Annotated in this window: 14 protein-coding genes; all 14 read right to left on the reverse strand. The window is 35.9% G+C overall.

Annotated features, from left to right (window positions below; genetic code table 11):
• Positions 1–409: 409 nt before the first annotated feature.
• Positions 410–1,402 carry a lipoate--protein ligase gene (locus CHB72_RS17670; protein ID WP_089284206.1) on the reverse strand — a complete coding sequence of 331 codons (993 nt, stop codon included), beginning with the start codon at positions 1,400–1,402 and terminating at the stop codon, positions 410–412.
• A gap of 525 nt (positions 1,403–1,927) precedes the next feature.
• Complete coding sequence (locus CHB72_RS27855; protein WP_278277869.1) at positions 1,928–2,062, reverse strand: hypothetical protein; 135 nt, start codon at positions 2,060–2,062, stop codon at positions 1,928–1,930.
• A gap of 198 nt (positions 2,063–2,260) precedes the next feature.
• Entirely contained in the window at positions 2,261–3,079 is an 819-nt protein-coding gene (locus tag CHB72_RS17680) for a sugar phosphate isomerase/epimerase family protein (protein WP_089284207.1), read from the reverse strand.
• Positions 3,080–3,246: 167 nt separating this feature from the next.
• The gene (locus CHB72_RS17685; RefSeq protein WP_176431448.1) at positions 3,247–4,185 is read right to left on the reverse strand and encodes a hydroxymethylglutaryl-CoA lyase; all 939 of its coding nucleotides are present in this window, start codon (positions 4,183–4,185) and stop codon (positions 3,247–3,249) included.
• An 83-nt stretch (positions 4,186–4,268) separates the two neighbouring features.
• Positions 4,269–5,132, reverse strand: a complete 864-nt coding sequence (locus CHB72_RS17690; protein WP_089284208.1) for a shikimate dehydrogenase — start codon at positions 5,130–5,132, stop codon at positions 4,269–4,271.
• A gap of 1 nt (position 5,133) precedes the next feature.
• A complete protein-coding gene (locus CHB72_RS17695) occupies positions 5,134–5,940 on the reverse strand; it encodes an IclR family transcriptional regulator (RefSeq protein ID WP_089284209.1) in 807 nt (268 codons plus the stop codon).
• 14 nt (positions 5,941–5,954) lie between these two features.
• Positions 5,955–7,115: an MFS transporter gene (locus CHB72_RS17700; RefSeq protein WP_089284210.1), complete on the reverse strand. Its 1,161-nt coding sequence runs from the start codon at positions 7,113–7,115 to the stop codon at positions 5,955–5,957.
• Positions 7,116–7,408: 293 nt separating this feature from the next.
• Positions 7,409–8,458, reverse strand: a complete 1,050-nt coding sequence (locus tag CHB72_RS17705; protein WP_207652597.1) for a TRAP transporter substrate-binding protein — start codon at positions 8,456–8,458, stop codon at positions 7,409–7,411.
• A 213-nt stretch (positions 8,459–8,671) separates the two neighbouring features.
• Positions 8,672–9,964: a TRAP transporter large permease gene (locus tag CHB72_RS17710; protein ID WP_089284211.1), complete on the reverse strand. Its 1,293-nt coding sequence runs from the start codon at positions 9,962–9,964 to the stop codon at positions 8,672–8,674.
• A gap of 75 nt (positions 9,965–10,039) precedes the next feature.
• On the reverse strand, positions 10,040–10,534 hold the full coding sequence (locus tag CHB72_RS17715) for a TRAP transporter small permease (RefSeq protein WP_089284212.1): 495 nt from the start codon (positions 10,532–10,534) through the stop codon (positions 10,040–10,042).
• Between the two features lie 174 nt (positions 10,535–10,708).
• Positions 10,709–12,508, reverse strand: coding sequence for a thiamine pyrophosphate-binding protein (locus tag CHB72_RS17720; RefSeq protein WP_089284213.1), 1,800 nt, complete (start codon positions 12,506–12,508; stop codon positions 10,709–10,711).
• Positions 12,509–12,566: 58 nt separating this feature from the next.
• Complete coding sequence (locus CHB72_RS17725) at positions 12,567–13,976, reverse strand: aldehyde dehydrogenase family protein (RefSeq protein ID WP_089284214.1); 1,410 nt, start codon at positions 13,974–13,976, stop codon at positions 12,567–12,569.
• Between the two features lie 699 nt (positions 13,977–14,675).
• A complete protein-coding gene (locus CHB72_RS17730) occupies positions 14,676–15,518 on the reverse strand; it encodes an MBL fold metallo-hydrolase (RefSeq protein ID WP_089284215.1) in 843 nt (280 codons plus the stop codon).
• A 43-nt stretch (positions 15,519–15,561) separates the two neighbouring features.
• Complete coding sequence (locus tag CHB72_RS26695) at positions 15,562–15,759, reverse strand: hypothetical protein (protein WP_089284216.1); 198 nt, start codon at positions 15,757–15,759, stop codon at positions 15,562–15,564.
• Positions 15,760–15,897: the final 138 nt, after the last annotated feature.

A 15,897-nucleotide genomic window follows, 5' to 3' on the forward strand; every position in this document is an offset into this window, starting at 1 on the left:
GATTTGTTTCACAATTTTCATCTAATGTTTAGTAGCATCAAACAAACCAATTGGCCCCAATGCCCTACCCCGATATTGTGGTGTCAACTAACGTTGTGTTTCCGACACGAAGTTCGCTTTATATATAATATTTAGTGGTATTCACGAACTTTGGTTCGGTAATATTTATTTCTCATTGAATCTTTTAAATATTTTTTTCTAAAAAAATTATATATAAACCACGCACTTGCTTCCTAATTTTGGTAAAACGTTCATGATTATAATATTCTTCTTTTCGACAGCATTTCCTTCTCAATTATAATTTTTTTCCATTCACTCATTGTACAATCCGTCTTTCATTCAGTTTATGTTGCAAAAAAAATCAAGGATTTCTCCTTGATTAGAATGATACATTAGCATACTTTCATCCTTATTCAAACATACATTTTAGAAAATCGCCTTCTTCAATCCCTCTAAAATAAGTTGGTAGATCAATGCTTCCTAAAGTTTCCGCTACTTCTTCCTCTTTATATTTCAGCCCCTTCAGCTTTTCTGTTAAACTATCTAAATCCTCAGAACTGAAAAAATCTCCAAAAATAACACAGTCTTCAATCATTCCTTCAACTACTTTCAGCCTTATTTCTACTCCTCCCCACGGAAATCGTTTTGTCTTTTGTATACTATATTTAGGAGATGCCCCATAGTTCCATTGCCACTTTAGATATCTTTCTTCCATCAATTCTCTAATTTTCTTTAAATCTTCCTCGTTTAATATGTATTGTTGCTTATTGTTTTCATCCTCCATAAGGTAGCCTAAAAGAGCTTCTTTGAATTCCTTTACATCAATTTTTTCTTCTAAATAAGGATGTACATTGGTCACTCTGCTTTTTACCGACTTGACTCCTTTAGATTCTATCTTATCTTGTTTTACATTTAACGTCTCCTGTACAACTGCAAGATTAGAATTAAAAAGAATGGTTCCATGATGTAACAATCTATTTTTATAAAAATACTGGGCATTCCCTGAAAATTTTTTTCCATCAATAGTAATATCATTTCGCCCCGATAACTCTGCCTTGATACCAAACTTATCTAATGCCTTAATAACAGGCTCTGTAAACTTTTTAAAGTTATTTACGTCGCTGTCATCCTTAATCGTTACGATAAAAGTAAAGTTTAGATTTCCAAAATCATGATAAACTGCCCCACCCCCGGACAAACGTCTAACAACATTGATGTTATTTTCTTTAACATAGGTAGTATTAATTTCCTCTATCGTGTTTTGATTTCTTCCTATAATAATGGAAGGCTCATTTTGCCATAGTATAACATAGTTTTCTTCAGGGTTTAAATACTTTAATGCATATTCCTCCAACGCAAGATTGAAATGTGGATCATTGCCTTGGTTTTTAATGCTGATCATAATAGGCCCCCTCTTTGGAATTTTTATTCTAAATTTATTATACTGTAATCCAATATATTTATAAAAAAATCCAATTTTCTAATAAACTAGTTGAAGATATCTTTTATTTATTATACTTAAAAAGCAAATCTGTCTCCAAAGAAACCATGGGATACAATCAATATATTGTCTCTTGATTTAAGGGTATTGGCAATAGCTATTTCCATTGCCATAGTTCCTGTACCTGCTACTACAAAAACCTCCCCTTCTGTTTTCCATAGGGTCTTTAAATCATCTACTAGCCCTTTAAAGCTTTAATAAAATTAGGATCCCCAAAGGCTACTACTTCCTTTCCCATTTGCTCTTGAATAGAACGAACAATTGGAGTTGGTCATAGGAAATTATAAACTTCTACGATTTATGAACAAAGTTATAATTTCCGTTATATGTTTCAACAAAATCAACCTTTAATAACTAAAAAAAATTAATTTTGTTACTACTAGTAAAATTCGATTTACTTATATTAAATATTTTCTTTTTTTTCCATTAGAATCCTTCTATTTCCAGAAAAATTACATAAAATAAAACTCTGTAAATATGATTACAGAGTTCTACTTGAAATCTCCAATTATCGCCACCTACCTTATGAGCTTTTTCCTGTCTAGTTATAAACAATATCACTACATTTACTCCTCACTTTTAGGGATGATATTTAGAAAGTTAACTGGCTTTAATTTTTCATTTTTTTGCATAGTATTACCTCCTGATGCTTTGTTCTTTCTAAACGCTTTACTTCCTATCAGAAGGCTTTTTAAAAATTCAATAATAATCTAATAATTCAGACCTCAAATAAGAGTCACTTGCCTCAACTCAATTTTACTATCCCCGTGGATGAGCATCTATATAATCTTTGGCAGTTTGTAAACAACGACGTGCATGTTCTGCATAACCAAATTCCTTAACTCTCTCAAGGTTTGGTAACTCTATTGAGTATGGAATATTAGGCATTTGATTTATGATACTAGCAACATCAATGCCGCCCTCACCCACATAAGAACGTGCCTCACGAAGGATACGAGTCATCTCATCTCTTTCATTAGGGATTTCTCCAGGGGCATCGCAAAGATGTGCAAAGTGAAACCATTCCTGGGGTAATGCCCTCAAATCTTCAACCTTGTCTCTCGAACGCTGGAAATGATGAGTATCTATCATAATACCGGCATTTTCACGGTTAACAGTACGAAGAACATCCACTGTTCCTGCAAGATCAAATACTTCGGCAATGGGGACAAATTCTAGATCCACTGTTAAGTCGAATTGTTTAGCTAGATCACAGATTTCACCAAATTTTTCTATATAAAAATTGCGATCAGAGGTCCATATACTGCTTAAAACGTGTTTACCGCCTAATTCGGCAGCAACTTCCATTGCCGGTAGATATCTTTTGGGATCCAGATCATCATAAACTCGAGCTAATTCAATGTCAAGAAGCTTCACTCCAGTATCGGCAAGGGCTCTTTTCGTTTGTTTCATCATCTGTTTGTTCACTGCTAAATCATAATTAGGCTCTCCAGGTAAACCCATATAAATAGGACGTATGCTGACATAATCATATCCAGCCATAGCGGCTATATAAGTCATCTCAGGCGGTGGACATCCTAGTACAGTCAGATGTGCTAAAGAAAACTGTATATTCATTTGCTAACTCCTCTCAAGTTCCATAAAATGGAATTATGTTTTATTTTTCTTCATTAATAGCTCTTCTCAACCAATTATTTGGAAAGAGAGTTAAAAAAAATTACCGATTATAAGACTTAAATGTTTTTCTTAATATTTCTTTCTAGATATTAGAATAAAATCAGAATTTAACAAACTATATCGCTACATTTACCAGCCTTGAGAATAAAGCTAGATGTATCCCGCCCAATCATCTGCTGAAGATTTTTACCTATGGATATCATTTTGTCTAGGTCATAGCCTGTTTTGATATTCATTTCATGACACATATGAATCAAATCCTCTGTAGCTATATTTCCTGATGCACCCGGAGCAAACGGACATCCACCTATACCAGCGAAACAAGCATCATAGCGGTCAATGCCAGCCATTATACCAGCTATTACATTAGCAAGCCCCATTCCTCTAGTGTTGTGGAAGTGAAGATTCCAAGTAATATCAGGAAACTGCTCCTTCACCTGAAGGCTATATTCATAAACCTGCTGAGGATTGGCCATACCAGTAGTATCTGATAAAGATAATTCCTTAACCCCAATTTCACGGAAGCATTTAATCACTGAAATAACCTGTTCTAAAGGTACTTTTCCTTCAAAGGGACATCCAAAGGCTGTAGAAATTGCTCCAGAAAGGGTCATACCTTGCTTAGCCGCATATTCAGCAGATTCCTCAAATCCTCGTACTGCCTCCTCAGGAGTTTTATTTAAATTGCTCATAGAATGAGCTCGGCTTGCAGACACGGTTAATTTGGCTTTTCGTAAACCAACAGCCTCTGCTCGTTGCAGACCTTTCAAATTCAAAACCAATGCTCGATATTCTACACCCTCTACTTTTTTTATTCTTCGAACCACCTCATCGGTATCTGCCATTGGTGGAACCGCCTTTGGGTGAACAAAAGAACCCACTTCAATGATCTTAGCCCCAGCTTCTACAGAGTCTTCAATCAGTCGTACTTTTTGCTCAACAGTTAACAGCTTTTTCTCATTCTGTAATCCATCTCTAGGACCTACTTCACAAATTAAAACACTAGAAGGCCATTCTATTTTATCCTTCAACCCATTAAAAAGCATGTTCTCTCCTCCCCTTCTCGGTTTTATTGTATTTTTCTGATATCCAAAGATAATCCTTGAAGAAAATGAGGCAAATCCCTTTTCTACTTTTCTCCAAAAATTATTTCTTTAATATAATCCGTAGGCATATCTTCTCCTGTCCATATCTTAAAGGCTAAAGCTCCCTGTCCAATCATCATTCCCAGCCCATTTAGTGTTTTGCAACCTACCTTTTCTGCCATTTGTAGCAGTTTTGTCTTAGGTGGAGAATAGACTACATCTGATACGATTAAGTCTGGATGCAGCATATTAGTGCTTGGAATAATGCTTTTCTCTTCATGGGAACCCATACCTAAGTTTGTACAGTTAATAAACAAATCTGTTTCTTTTAGTTGTTGTTTTAACTGATCATCATCATAGCCTGAAGCTAAGGTTTTACAAGTAGGTATGTTGTTTTTAATAATGTCACAAATTTCTTCTGCCGAATTTAAAGTACGATTTAGAATTGTTATTTCTTTTGCCCCATCTAGAGCCAGTTGAATCGCAACACTTCTTGAGGCACCGCCTGCACCGGCGATTACAATTCTTTTCCCTTCAACTGCAATTCCTTCCTCATTTAAAGCCATTACGTATCCTTTACCATCAGTATTATATCCTATTAATCGCCCTTTTTTGTTCACCACAGTGTTTACCGAACCTATCAATTGCGCTTCTTCTGATACCTCATCTAATAAAGGCATAATATTTTTCTTATTAGGCATAGTTACATTAAAGCCAGCCACATCTAAAGTTCTCATAGCAACTACAGCTTCTTTTAAGTTATCTTCATTTACTTCAAAAACAAGATATGCATAGTCTAATCCCAAATGTTGAAAAGCCATATTATGCATATGGGGAGACCGACTATGTCTTATTGGATAACCTAATAACCCTACTAATCTTGTGTACCCGCTTATTGTGTATTTCATCTTATCCAACTCCTTTTTCATTATTATTACTTTTAGAGTTTTCTTCATAGTACCCTAGCTGACGTGAAATCCTCTTTGCTCCATCAACAATCAGGGTGGAAAACAAATCGGTATCCTCAGGAAAACGGAATACAGGTCCAGATATGGCTACACTTCCAATCACTTTCCCATGGACATCAAAAATTGGTGAGGCGATACAGCCTACCTGATCATTTTTTTCTCCTAAGCTAATGACATATCCCTTTTCCTTAATACTTTTCATAATATCAATAAATATATCTGGATCCGTAACCGTATTAGGCGTATATGCCTTTAGTTCCTTTGCCAGTTGATACCATGTCTTTTCTTCTAAACCCGATAGTATAGCTCGACCGCTGGCACCTGCCCAAAGGGGAGACCTTTCTCCTATCTTTGCCGCCTGTCTTATCGGTAGTTGACTTTCAATTTGAAAAGAACATACGGACTCCATGTTATCTAATAGGTAAAGATTAATGGTTTCCTGTGTAGCTTTATTAATTTCTTCCATGATAGGTCTAGCAACATCGTTTATAGCCATACTTTCTTTTGCCACTCTTCCTAAATAGTAGATGTTATGTCCCAAAGAGTATTTGTTAGTAGAAGAATCCCTTTTTATAAAACCTTCTATTTCTAAAGTCATAAGCAATCTGGATGTAGTAGATTTAGCTAAACCTATTTTTTCAGTAATTTCTGTCATGGTAAGCTCTCTTTCATTCCAATTGAAGCAAAGTAGGATATGAAGAGCTCTTTGTATAGATCTTACTCCACTATCTTTGCTTTTTTCAGTCATGCTATCCCTCCTAATTAGAGTACTTCTACAGTTTGTTTATCTACTTCATATAGTAATATAGATGCTATCGCAATTATTCCTAGTAAGCCTGTAACAATAAATCCCGATACTAATCCAAAACGATCTCCAATATTTCCTAATAGAATCGGTCCTACAATCATACCTACCCCATATAGAGCTTGATAAAAACCCATCGCTGTATTTCGTAGATTAGATTCAACATTTCTTATAACCAAACCAGTTAATAGTGGAAAAGATATGGCATTACCAATTCCGTTAATCATCTGCACTACATAAAGCATTGTAAGAGTAGGTACAAAGGGAATAAAAATGGATAAAATTGTATTTAATCCGAAACCCATCAATAATGTCTTTTTTTCACCAAAATATTTTATAAATACTGTCCCAGATAAAGCTGCAAACAATATCTGTGGTAAAGTAAAAATCATTGTTAAATATCCAAGTTGAAGATTGTTAGCTCCTATATTTGAGGCCACCAATGGCGTAAATCCAAAGGTTGTTCCATAGGTTATTAGTTGAGACAATGCTCCTAAAAAGGAGATGTACATTATTTCTTTGTTTTTAATAAATATAGCTATATCAGAGATTTCAAAAGCTCTTCTAGGCATCGGACTTTTTTCTTCCTCAATTGATATACTCAAAACAAAAGCAATAATACCTGTGATGACACTAAGCATAAATATATATCGTACACCTATATATAAAGAAATAATTCCACCTGCAAGCATTGCTACAAATTGACCAGCTTTATTTACTGAATTAAGAATTCCAACAGCTTTTGTCGATTGAGAATCTTCATAATAGCTGGAAAACATCACGGTAAAAGTAACCCACGTTGCAGCAGCTATACCTGCCAAAAACCGTGCTATTAACAGAGTATAGGCATTAGGGAGAAAAAAAACTGATAGGGCACTAAGAATTGTTACCAAAGAGCCTACTGTAATAAATATTTTTCTTCTATTTAGCATATCAGAGGTAACTCCCAGTGGTATTCTTAAAACTGTTTGACTTAATCCATAAGCACCAGCAATAAGTCCAATCATTTTATATGAAGCACCCATCTCTTTTGCATAATTAGCTATTTGAGGAACATATGCATATAATGAAAACCAGAAAAACCCTGTGATTATGCAAAATAATGTCTTTCTATTCAATATGTTACCTTCTCTCTAGTGCTTAGATTCCTTGCTATTCAGTTCCTCTATCCTCGTATTCTGACCAACTTAGCCCATAAACCACTTAGTTTGCCTTCCTTAATAATCTTGAATCTTGATAAAAATTCTATTTAATTTATTGTATTATCCTCTGATTTTATGTCACCCTACTTACATTAATTAATAGGTGAGATTTCGTATTTGACAGAGTCTCTTTCTTTATTAGACTTCTATCAGCGTGTAATCTCACCTATCATTGATTTTTAAATTTTCAACAGTATTAAGAAAATTTCTTATTGAGCTGCTTTAGATGCATTAAGAAGGCTGTCTACTAAATCTGCGCCGATATTACTACGAATTAATTCGTACTGTGCCTCAGCTTTTTCCTGCATCTCAGATAACACTGCTGGGGCTATATCAAGGATTTCTACTCCGTTATCTTCCATAATTTTAACTCTGTCTGCTACACGTGCATCGGCTTGTTGACGAGCATATATCTTTGCTTCTTCTGCTGCTTCATTAATAGCTTTTTGGTATTCAGCTGGTATACTACTATAAGTGTTTCCACTTGAGATTAGAGAAAGGGTGTGTAAAATATGGTTCGTGTTAATTACATATTTTTGTTGCTCATACATTTTAGAAGATACAATAACCTCATAAGGATTTTCCTGTGCATCAATAATGCCCTGTTGTAAGCCAATATATACTTCACCCCAAGCCATTGGAGTAGGGTTAGCTCCTAATGCATTCCAATATGCTAAGTGATTAGGATTTTCCATAGTTCTTACCTTCAATCCCCTTAAGTCTGCTAAACTTTCAACCTTTCTATTTGCTGTTAAGGTTCTGAAGCCTTGATCAGCATAACCCAATAATTTAAGTCCTGCACTATCATATTTTACAGCGATATCATTAAAGAAAGGTCCATCTAGTACAACTCTCGCTACATCTACATTAGGGAAAACATTGGCCATATCAAATACTGCAAGCTCAGGAATAAAGTTTACTTGAGGTGCTGTGGTTTGTACAACAAAATCAATTTCTCCCGACATCGCACTTTCTACCATTTCTCTATCTGATCCTAATTGACCATTAGGGTACAGCTGTACTGTAATTTTGCCCTCTGTCTTTTCTGAAAGCAATTCACCAAATTTTTGAGCAAAAAGATAAGTTACAGTGTCCTCTGGGCTGTCCATACCCAAGCTGAAGGTAAAGCTAGGTTTCTCTTCTCCATCAGTATTGCCTCCTGTTTCAGTACCAGTACCACTTCCACCACTACATGCAACCATTAGTAACACCAATAAACTTACCAATCCTAAGCTGATTATTCTTTTGAAATTTTTCACTCCCCACCATTCCTCTCATTAATTAATTTTTTTAAAAACAAGTGAAAGCCTACCCTCTTTATAGATCATCTACTTAAAGACTATTCTATGATTTCGTCTTCTTACTAATAAAACTATTCATTTATTATAAGACTTAAATAGGCTCACACTTATGATTTCCAAATAACTTTTACAAAGCCTACTATCCTATGATACGATCCTTCTTCAAAGCTATTATCTTACAAGTAATAAACTAATTTGTGGAATAAAAGTAATTAGCACCAAAGCTACTAAAAAACCAACAATAAAAGGCGCTGCTTTTCTTGCAATCTTATCTACCTCGATACCAGTCAGAGAGCTCGCAACAAACAAGTTGATTCCGATAGGTGGTGTAACAAAGCCTATTGCTAAGTTTACAACCATAATGATACCAAAATGTATTGGATCAACCCCAACTGCTGTCACAATAGGTAATAAAATTGGTGTCAAAATCAATATTGCTGGACCACCATCCATCACCATACCAACAAAGAGAAGTAATATATTCATAATAATTAATATAGAGATCTTTGTAGTAAATACAGATGTAATCGCTCCTGCAACAATTTGAGGAACCTGCATCAATGTTAATACTCTTGCAAAGGCAATCGCTGCTGCTAAGATGAAGAGCAGGGTCGAATAGGTTCGAATACTTTCCCTCATCATATTTATAATATCTTTTGGCTTTAAGGACTTGTAAATAAACAAGCTTACAATTAGTGCATAAAACACGGAAATCGTAGCAGCTTCTGTGGGAGATGCAATACCACTATAAATACTTCCCAAAATAATTATAGGGGCTAATAATGCCCAAAAGCTTTCTTTGAATACGTTTACAAAACCTCGACTTTTTAAAGCTTGGTAGTGCTCGTTCAGCTTTTCTTTGTCCTCACCTTTCGTACGACAATAATAGTAGGAGTAAGCCATTAGACAAAATCCGATTAGTAACCCTGGAATAATTCCAGCAATAAACAATTTACCTACCGAAGCTCCTGATGCCATGCCGTATAAGATAAAAGGAATACTCGGTGGTATGATTACACCTAGGCCACCAGCTACAGCAACTAAAGCTGTTGCAAATACTTTGTCATAGCCGAGGCTTACTAGTAAAGGAATGGTCATGGATCCAACAGCTGCTGCGGTTGCAGGAGCAGATCCTGATATGGCACCATAAAACAAACAGGTTACAATAACAGCACAGGGCATACCTGCTGTTTTATTCCCTAAAAAGTAAGAAAATACTTCAAAAAGTTTTTTTGATACCCCTCCATGAGCCATAATAATGCCGGAGAAAACAAACATTGGGATGGCTAGAATAGGAAAACTATCTACCCCTCCAAGCATACTCCGTATAATAAACTGAGGTGTAGCTGCAAAAGATGGATTAAACAAACTAGGCAAAAGTGCTGAAATACCTAATGTCATTCCTACTGGAACAGATATTGCTATAAGGACGATAAAAATCAAAAACAAAATACCTACTGACAAAAGATTTCCCCCTTTCTGTTTTTCTTCTACTAGTTATATTATAAAGTCATAAACTTCTTAATATCGCGTATTCTTTTATTCTATAGGCTCATAACCAGCTGGCGGTCGCTTAAATCCTCCCAATAGGCTTTGGATGATTCGTACAACAGATAAAGAAAAACCTACTACTGTAGACACTTGAACTAAGTACATTGGTATACCAAGAGCTGGGCTCTTCTGTCCACTTTGATATGCAGCTCTAACAACGTCTATTGAGTATCTAAGGAGGTAGGCAAAGAATAATAGCACCACTATTTTTACCACAAACTCAATAACTTTTTTTGCTTTATCTGGCAGCATGTTAGTAAACTGGTCAATTTTAATAGATGTACCTTTTTTTATACAATAGCTAGTACTGATAAAAGCAGACCAAATAAAGAAGTATCGGGTAATCTCTTCTGACCACGTCAAAGAGGCATTAAAAGCATATCTCATAATAACCTGAATTCCCATGATACAAGCCATTAAAACTAAAAAAATCATTAAAATAACCTCTTCAAAATTTTCATCTAACCATTTTAATACAGCCATATTAATCACCTCCAATTTTAAAATATATATTTATAAGAGCATCCTCAAACTTTCTTTTTCCTCTTAGTCCCTAAGAAATCATAGCATATTGCAGATTACCAGGGGGATATGTGGGAGGAGGTTTCATTTTTTCTTTAAACACAGCCTCCCAGCATAACAATTAATTGTATTTATCTACTTTGTAGATACATGTTTAGATTTAGTAGCTTCTCCATACATTAGTTTACCTTCAACAACATTTTCTTTTGGTGTATAAATATCGTTGATGTTCCAAATCCCATCTGTGGGAACTGGGATGTTCTCCATAGGAACATCTAACAAGTAAGGTTCATTTGCATCTAATGCTTCCTGGAAAGCAGCTTTGAATTCTTCAGCAGAGGCTATTCTTTTGCTCTTGATACCGTAGGCCTTTGCAACTTCTGCCCATTCTGGATTGTAAGGAGATCCGTCTGGCTTCTTAAATAGCGTTCCAAAGGAATGATGATAGTGAGATGCTTCTAAGCCAGCTATTGTGCCAAAGGCATAGTTATTCATTACTACCCATACCACAGGAATGTTGTACTCTACGGCAGTTGCCATTACTGAAGGGTTTGTACCGAAACCACCATCTCCCACTAAGGTGATTACTTTTTTATCTGGCGCTGCTAATTTCGCTCCTAATACAGCTGCTGGTCCAAATCCCATAGTAGCCAGTCCACCTGGGTGAAGTATTGTTCCAGGCTGTGTTATATCAAACTGTTGTCCCATTCCATTTTTATTCCAGCCTACATCTGTGGCGATGATTCCATCTTCAGGGAATACTTCTCTTACATCTTTAAGGATTCTTTGTGGTGTCATTGGGAATCTATTGTCTTCAGAAATCTCCTTATTAGATGCTTTAAATACAGCTTTGTACTCAGCGATTTCTTTTCTAAGCTCAGGTCTATCTATTCCCTCTGGCTTTAATTCTTTTGCTGCCTCTAGGATAGCTTTTAGCGCTTGCTTAGGATCTGCTACGGCTCCTATAGCTACAGGATAGTTTCTACCGATTTCAGCAGGATCTAAATCTATTTGTAAAAACTTTGTTTTCATGCTAAAGGTTACATTGTTATACCAGGAACTACTATCAGCTTCAGCGAATCTAGTTCCTACTCCAAGGATGACATCTACATTTGATGATATTCCATTTACAAAGTTTGTTCCCCAGAATCCAGTCATTCCTACATGTAGAGGATGTGTATCGGCTATAGCTCCTTGCGCCATAAGGGTTCTTGTAACAGGGATATCTAAAAAATCAACTAGCGCTGTAAGCTCTTCTGAAGCTCCAGTTGGAACTAATTGCCCTCCAGCATGAATGACTGGTTTTTTGGCTTCAATAAGTATTTTAGCAATTTCCACTGCTGTTTCTTTAGGTAAAGCAGGTTTTACTGTTGTATGTGAATCATGGTAAGTTCTCTCAAAATGACTTGTCTCAATTTCTCTTGAAAACATATCCATAGGAACAGAGATTAACACCGGTCCTGGTCTTCCAGATTCAGCAAGTCTAAATGCTTTGTCAAGAATTTCTGGGAATAGTTCAGCTCGATCTACTCTCCAAGCCCTCTTAACAAAAGGTCTATATATTTCATATTGTGCGCCATCTGCATGCATGTTCACTTCTTGATGTGGGTGTTTTCCATAGTAGAAGCTAGGAACATCCCCGGCGATTACAACCATTGGAACTGAATCTAACGAAGCATTGGCAACCCCTGTAGCAGCATTAGTAAGTCCTGGTCCTAAGTGACAAAGTACTACACTGGCTTTTTTTGTTACTCTTGCATATGCATCAGCAGCGTGAGCGGCTAACTGTTCATGTCTTACAGATATGAATTTTAATTTGGCATATTTTAATGGGTCAAGCATTGCTATCACTGTATGCCCACATAAGCCAAATACATGTTCAACCCCTCTTCTTTCTAGATAGTCAACTAATTGATGTGAAACTAATTTTTTCAAAGCTTCTACTCCTTCCAAATTATATATTTACATCCCAGCTATACAATCTTGGTTTTCTCTACTTTTCAAACTCTGGATCATAAAAATCTCCAAATAGCTCTTCATCTGATGGCCTATCTTCAGGAATAGGTCGAGATACCCAGGTAACATTCATATAGTGCTTTAAATTAACATTTTCAGAAACAATATTGCCACCCCATGTACCGCACCCTAAACTAGAGGTCATAGGCATTCCATTATTAAAAGCTCCAGCATTTGCTTTTGATTGAGGCTGTCTAACCATGATTCTGCTTACCGGAGCCTCTAAAGCAAGACTGTGGATATGATCATCGTTGAAGGAGTAGATGCCGCAGGAGTGTCCTTTTCCTTTAACGTTGTATATTCCTTGCATCATTTTTAATGCATTGTCAAAACCTTTATACTTGTATAATGCTAAAAGTGTAGTTAATTTTTCACTAGAGAAGAAATGTTCTTTACCAATACCATCTCCATGAACCATAATGAATTTTCTATCGTTTGGTATAGTAAATCCAGCTATTTCAGCAAGCTTTTGTGGTGCAACTGCAACGGTGTCAACTAATCTATGACCTTCTTCATCCCACATAGCTGCCTTCAACTTAGCTTTTTCTTCTTCGTTTGCAAGGTATCCACCCTCTGCTATAAGCTGCTCTGCCATTTTATCAAAGATGCTTTCTTCAATAATCAAGTTACCATCAGCAGAACATCCAGAACCAAAATCAGAAGTTTTACTTAACATGGTATTATGGGCTGCTTCTTCTATATTAGCTGTTTCATCAATGATCATAGTAGAGTTTCCAGCTCCAACTCCATAAGCAGGTGTTCCTGAACTATAGGCGGATTCCACCAGTGCTGGTCCACCAGTGGCAAGTACTAGGTCTGACTTAGCCATAAGAGCTTTGGTCATAGGAATATTTACATTTTGTAGACATTGAAGAATATCTGCAGGTGCTCCTTCTTTTGCAAGAGCTTCCCTCATTAATCTTACTGTCTCGAAAGTTGTCTTCTTTGAACGAGGATGGGGAGAGAAAATAACAACGTCTCTTGCCTTGATTGCATAGATAGCTGTTCCAGCTGGTGTAAGGTCAGGATTTGTAGTAGGTACTATGGAACCTATAATTCCCACTGGTTTTGCATATTTTGCAATACCTTTTTCTGGTATTTCTTCAATCATTCCAATACTTTTTTGGCGTAAGGCATCCCTTAGAACACCTCTGATTTTAAAACGTTTTCCTTGTCTACTGATAGGGTCGCCAAGCCCGCTTTCCTCAATACCCATGTCCACCAATTGGAGAAAAGTCTTTTTGTTTGATACAGCCCAGGCTACAGCTTGACATAGTCGGTCTACCTTTTCTTGATCATAAGTCTCAATGATGGCAAGAGCTTTTTGTGCTTTCTCGAAAGCAGTTTCTAGCTCCAATTGTTGTTCTTGTGTTAGCACCTTTTCCATAAAATATTACCTCCTTTAGAATTTTTAACAGTTTATGTTCAACAAGTGATACATTAATGATTATTTAATAAGCAATTTTTAGCAATTACTCTGAAGTACTTTATCTAATTTTTTCTGCATCCTTAAATGCTTCTAGTAGAAAAACTAACTAATTATTCTAGATTATATGTATCATTTAATTCGGATAGTTCCATCTGGTGGTACTGATTCTCTCGGTGTGGAATTACTTTTAGTTTATCATTGTGTTTCGATATTTGTCAATGATTTTTTCAGAATTTTACATTTTTAAAGAAAATATAAAATCTTTCATGGAATCATACCACGAAAGATTCTTTTTATTTCTATATTGTAATTACTGTCTTTATTCCTTTCTTACCCGTGTGACAGTACCTTAAGATGTATAATTATCTTTCTATTTTCATGCAGCTTAAGTCCATTTCTTGAGGTGTAAAGTTAAATTAAATGGTAAAAAAAGATTTTATATACAAAAAAACACTGTTCTTTATTAATTACAGAACAGTGTTTTTTGTGATTATTATTTGAAAATTTATCTACAGCTTAATCTTATCCTTAGATAATTTCTAGCTTACTACATTGCCCCTACAGCAGCTCTTAAACCGATAAGATAGCTATCCAAGCCAAATCCACTAATCAGTATTTGTCAGAAGTTATAGATAGTTAAATTTTATAAATGACTAATCATATTTCCATTCCCTTCTTCAAAATAAGTAATTCTCCTGGTGCTAGTATTCTTGCTCTCTTTTTTCCATTTTCTATCTTTTCAATAACGTCATTGGGATCTCCACAATGGGCAGGTTTATCAGGTACATCATAGGTTCCATAGTGAATGGGGATTAAGAAAGCTTCAGACATTAAATTAGCCAGCACTGTTGCACCTAAATGGTTAAGATGGTAAGGATCAAGAGAAACATCAAGTGCTAAAACATCTATATTCTGGATTGCTAAATGGTCTTCCATAAGCCTTGTATCTCCAGGAAAAAAGCATCTTCCATCAGCCGTTGTCACAATAAAACCACAACAATCACCTATTCGAAAAGGCTTACCACAACGTTTTGGATCTTGAAGCTGCCACGGATGATCTGCAGGGGTTACTTCAATGATAACATCATTTATTTTAATGCTATCACCAACACGACATGTCTCAATAATATTAGGATCCACTCCTATTTGTGCAAGCTTTTTAAATACTGTATTCGGCCCAATAAATCTTGGACTTAATTGTGCCAAGATTAACGCTGTATCTTGGCTAAGGTGATCATTATCTGGATGAGTATATAGCACAGCATCAACTTTACGTATGTCTACGGCATGTATGGGATAAGGAACCAGCAGTTTAAGACCACACTCGCTTATATTTTTTTCCTCAGATTTAGTCATTAAAACTGGATCAATCAGAATGATCGTACCTCTGGAGTTTATGAAAAATCCTGCCCCCGCCAGCCATGCAATGGATGTATGTTCAGATTTTTCAAAGGCCTCTGGTCTAATCTTGATAGACTCTTTTGCCCTTGCAACCTTCATTCTTACATATCTCCTCCCTTTAGTAAAGTCATATTGCTACTAACTATTGGTTAAAAACTGTATTTTTAATATAATGAACTGGCATAGGTACCCCTGTCCACAGTTCAAAAGCTATGGCGGCTTGCCAAATTAACATTCCAATACTTTTTTGACGTAAGGCATCCCTTAAAACTCCTCTGATTTTAAAACGTTTTCCTTGTCTACTGATAGGATCGCCAAGACCACTTTCCTCAATACCCATGTCAACCAATCTAAGAAAAGTCTTTTTGTTAGATACCGCCCAAGCTACAGCTTGACATAGTCGGTCTACCTTTTCTTGATCATAGGTTTCAATAATGGCAAGAGCCTTTCGTGCTTTTTCAAAAGTGGCACCATCTGA

Source organism: Anaerovirgula multivorans (genome assembly GCF_900188145.1).
In the GTDB taxonomy this organism is placed as follows: Bacteria; Bacillota; Clostridia; order Peptostreptococcales; family Natronincolaceae; genus Anaerovirgula; species Anaerovirgula multivorans.

What these genes read in the sequence shown, in the direction of transcription:
- CHB72_RS17670 (WP_089284206.1), bottom strand. Translation starts at nt 1,402, where the DNA reads ATGATCAGCATTAAAAACCAAGGCAATGATCCACATTTCAATCTTGCG.
- CHB72_RS17680 (WP_089284207.1), bottom strand. Translation starts at nt 3,079, where the DNA reads ATGAATATACAGTTTTCTTTAGCACATCTGACTGTACTAGGATGTCCA.
- CHB72_RS17685 (WP_176431448.1), bottom strand. Translation starts at nt 4,185, where the DNA reads ATGCTTTTTAATGGGTTGAAGGATAAAATAGAATGGCCTTCTAGTGTT.
- CHB72_RS17690 (WP_089284208.1), bottom strand. Translation starts at nt 5,132, where the DNA reads ATGAAATACACAATAAGCGGGTACACAAGATTAGTAGGGTTATTAGGT.
- CHB72_RS17695 (WP_089284209.1), bottom strand. Translation starts at nt 5,940, where the DNA reads ATGACTGAAAAAAGCAAAGATAGTGGAGTAAGATCTATACAAAGAGCT.
- CHB72_RS17715 (WP_089284212.1), bottom strand. Translation starts at nt 10,534, where the DNA reads ATGGCTGTATTAAAATGGTTAGATGAAAATTTTGAAGAGGTTATTTTA.
- CHB72_RS17725 (WP_089284214.1), bottom strand. Translation starts at nt 13,976, where the DNA reads ATGGAAAAGGTGCTAACACAAGAACAACAATTGGAGCTAGAAACTGCT.
- CHB72_RS17730 (WP_089284215.1), bottom strand. Translation starts at nt 15,518, where the DNA reads ATGAAGGTTGCAAGGGCAAAAGAGTCTATCAAGATTAGACCAGAGGCC.
- CHB72_RS26695 (WP_089284216.1), bottom strand. Translation starts at nt 15,759, where the DNA reads ATGGGTATTGAGGAAAGTGGTCTTGGCGATCCTATCAGTAGACAAGGA.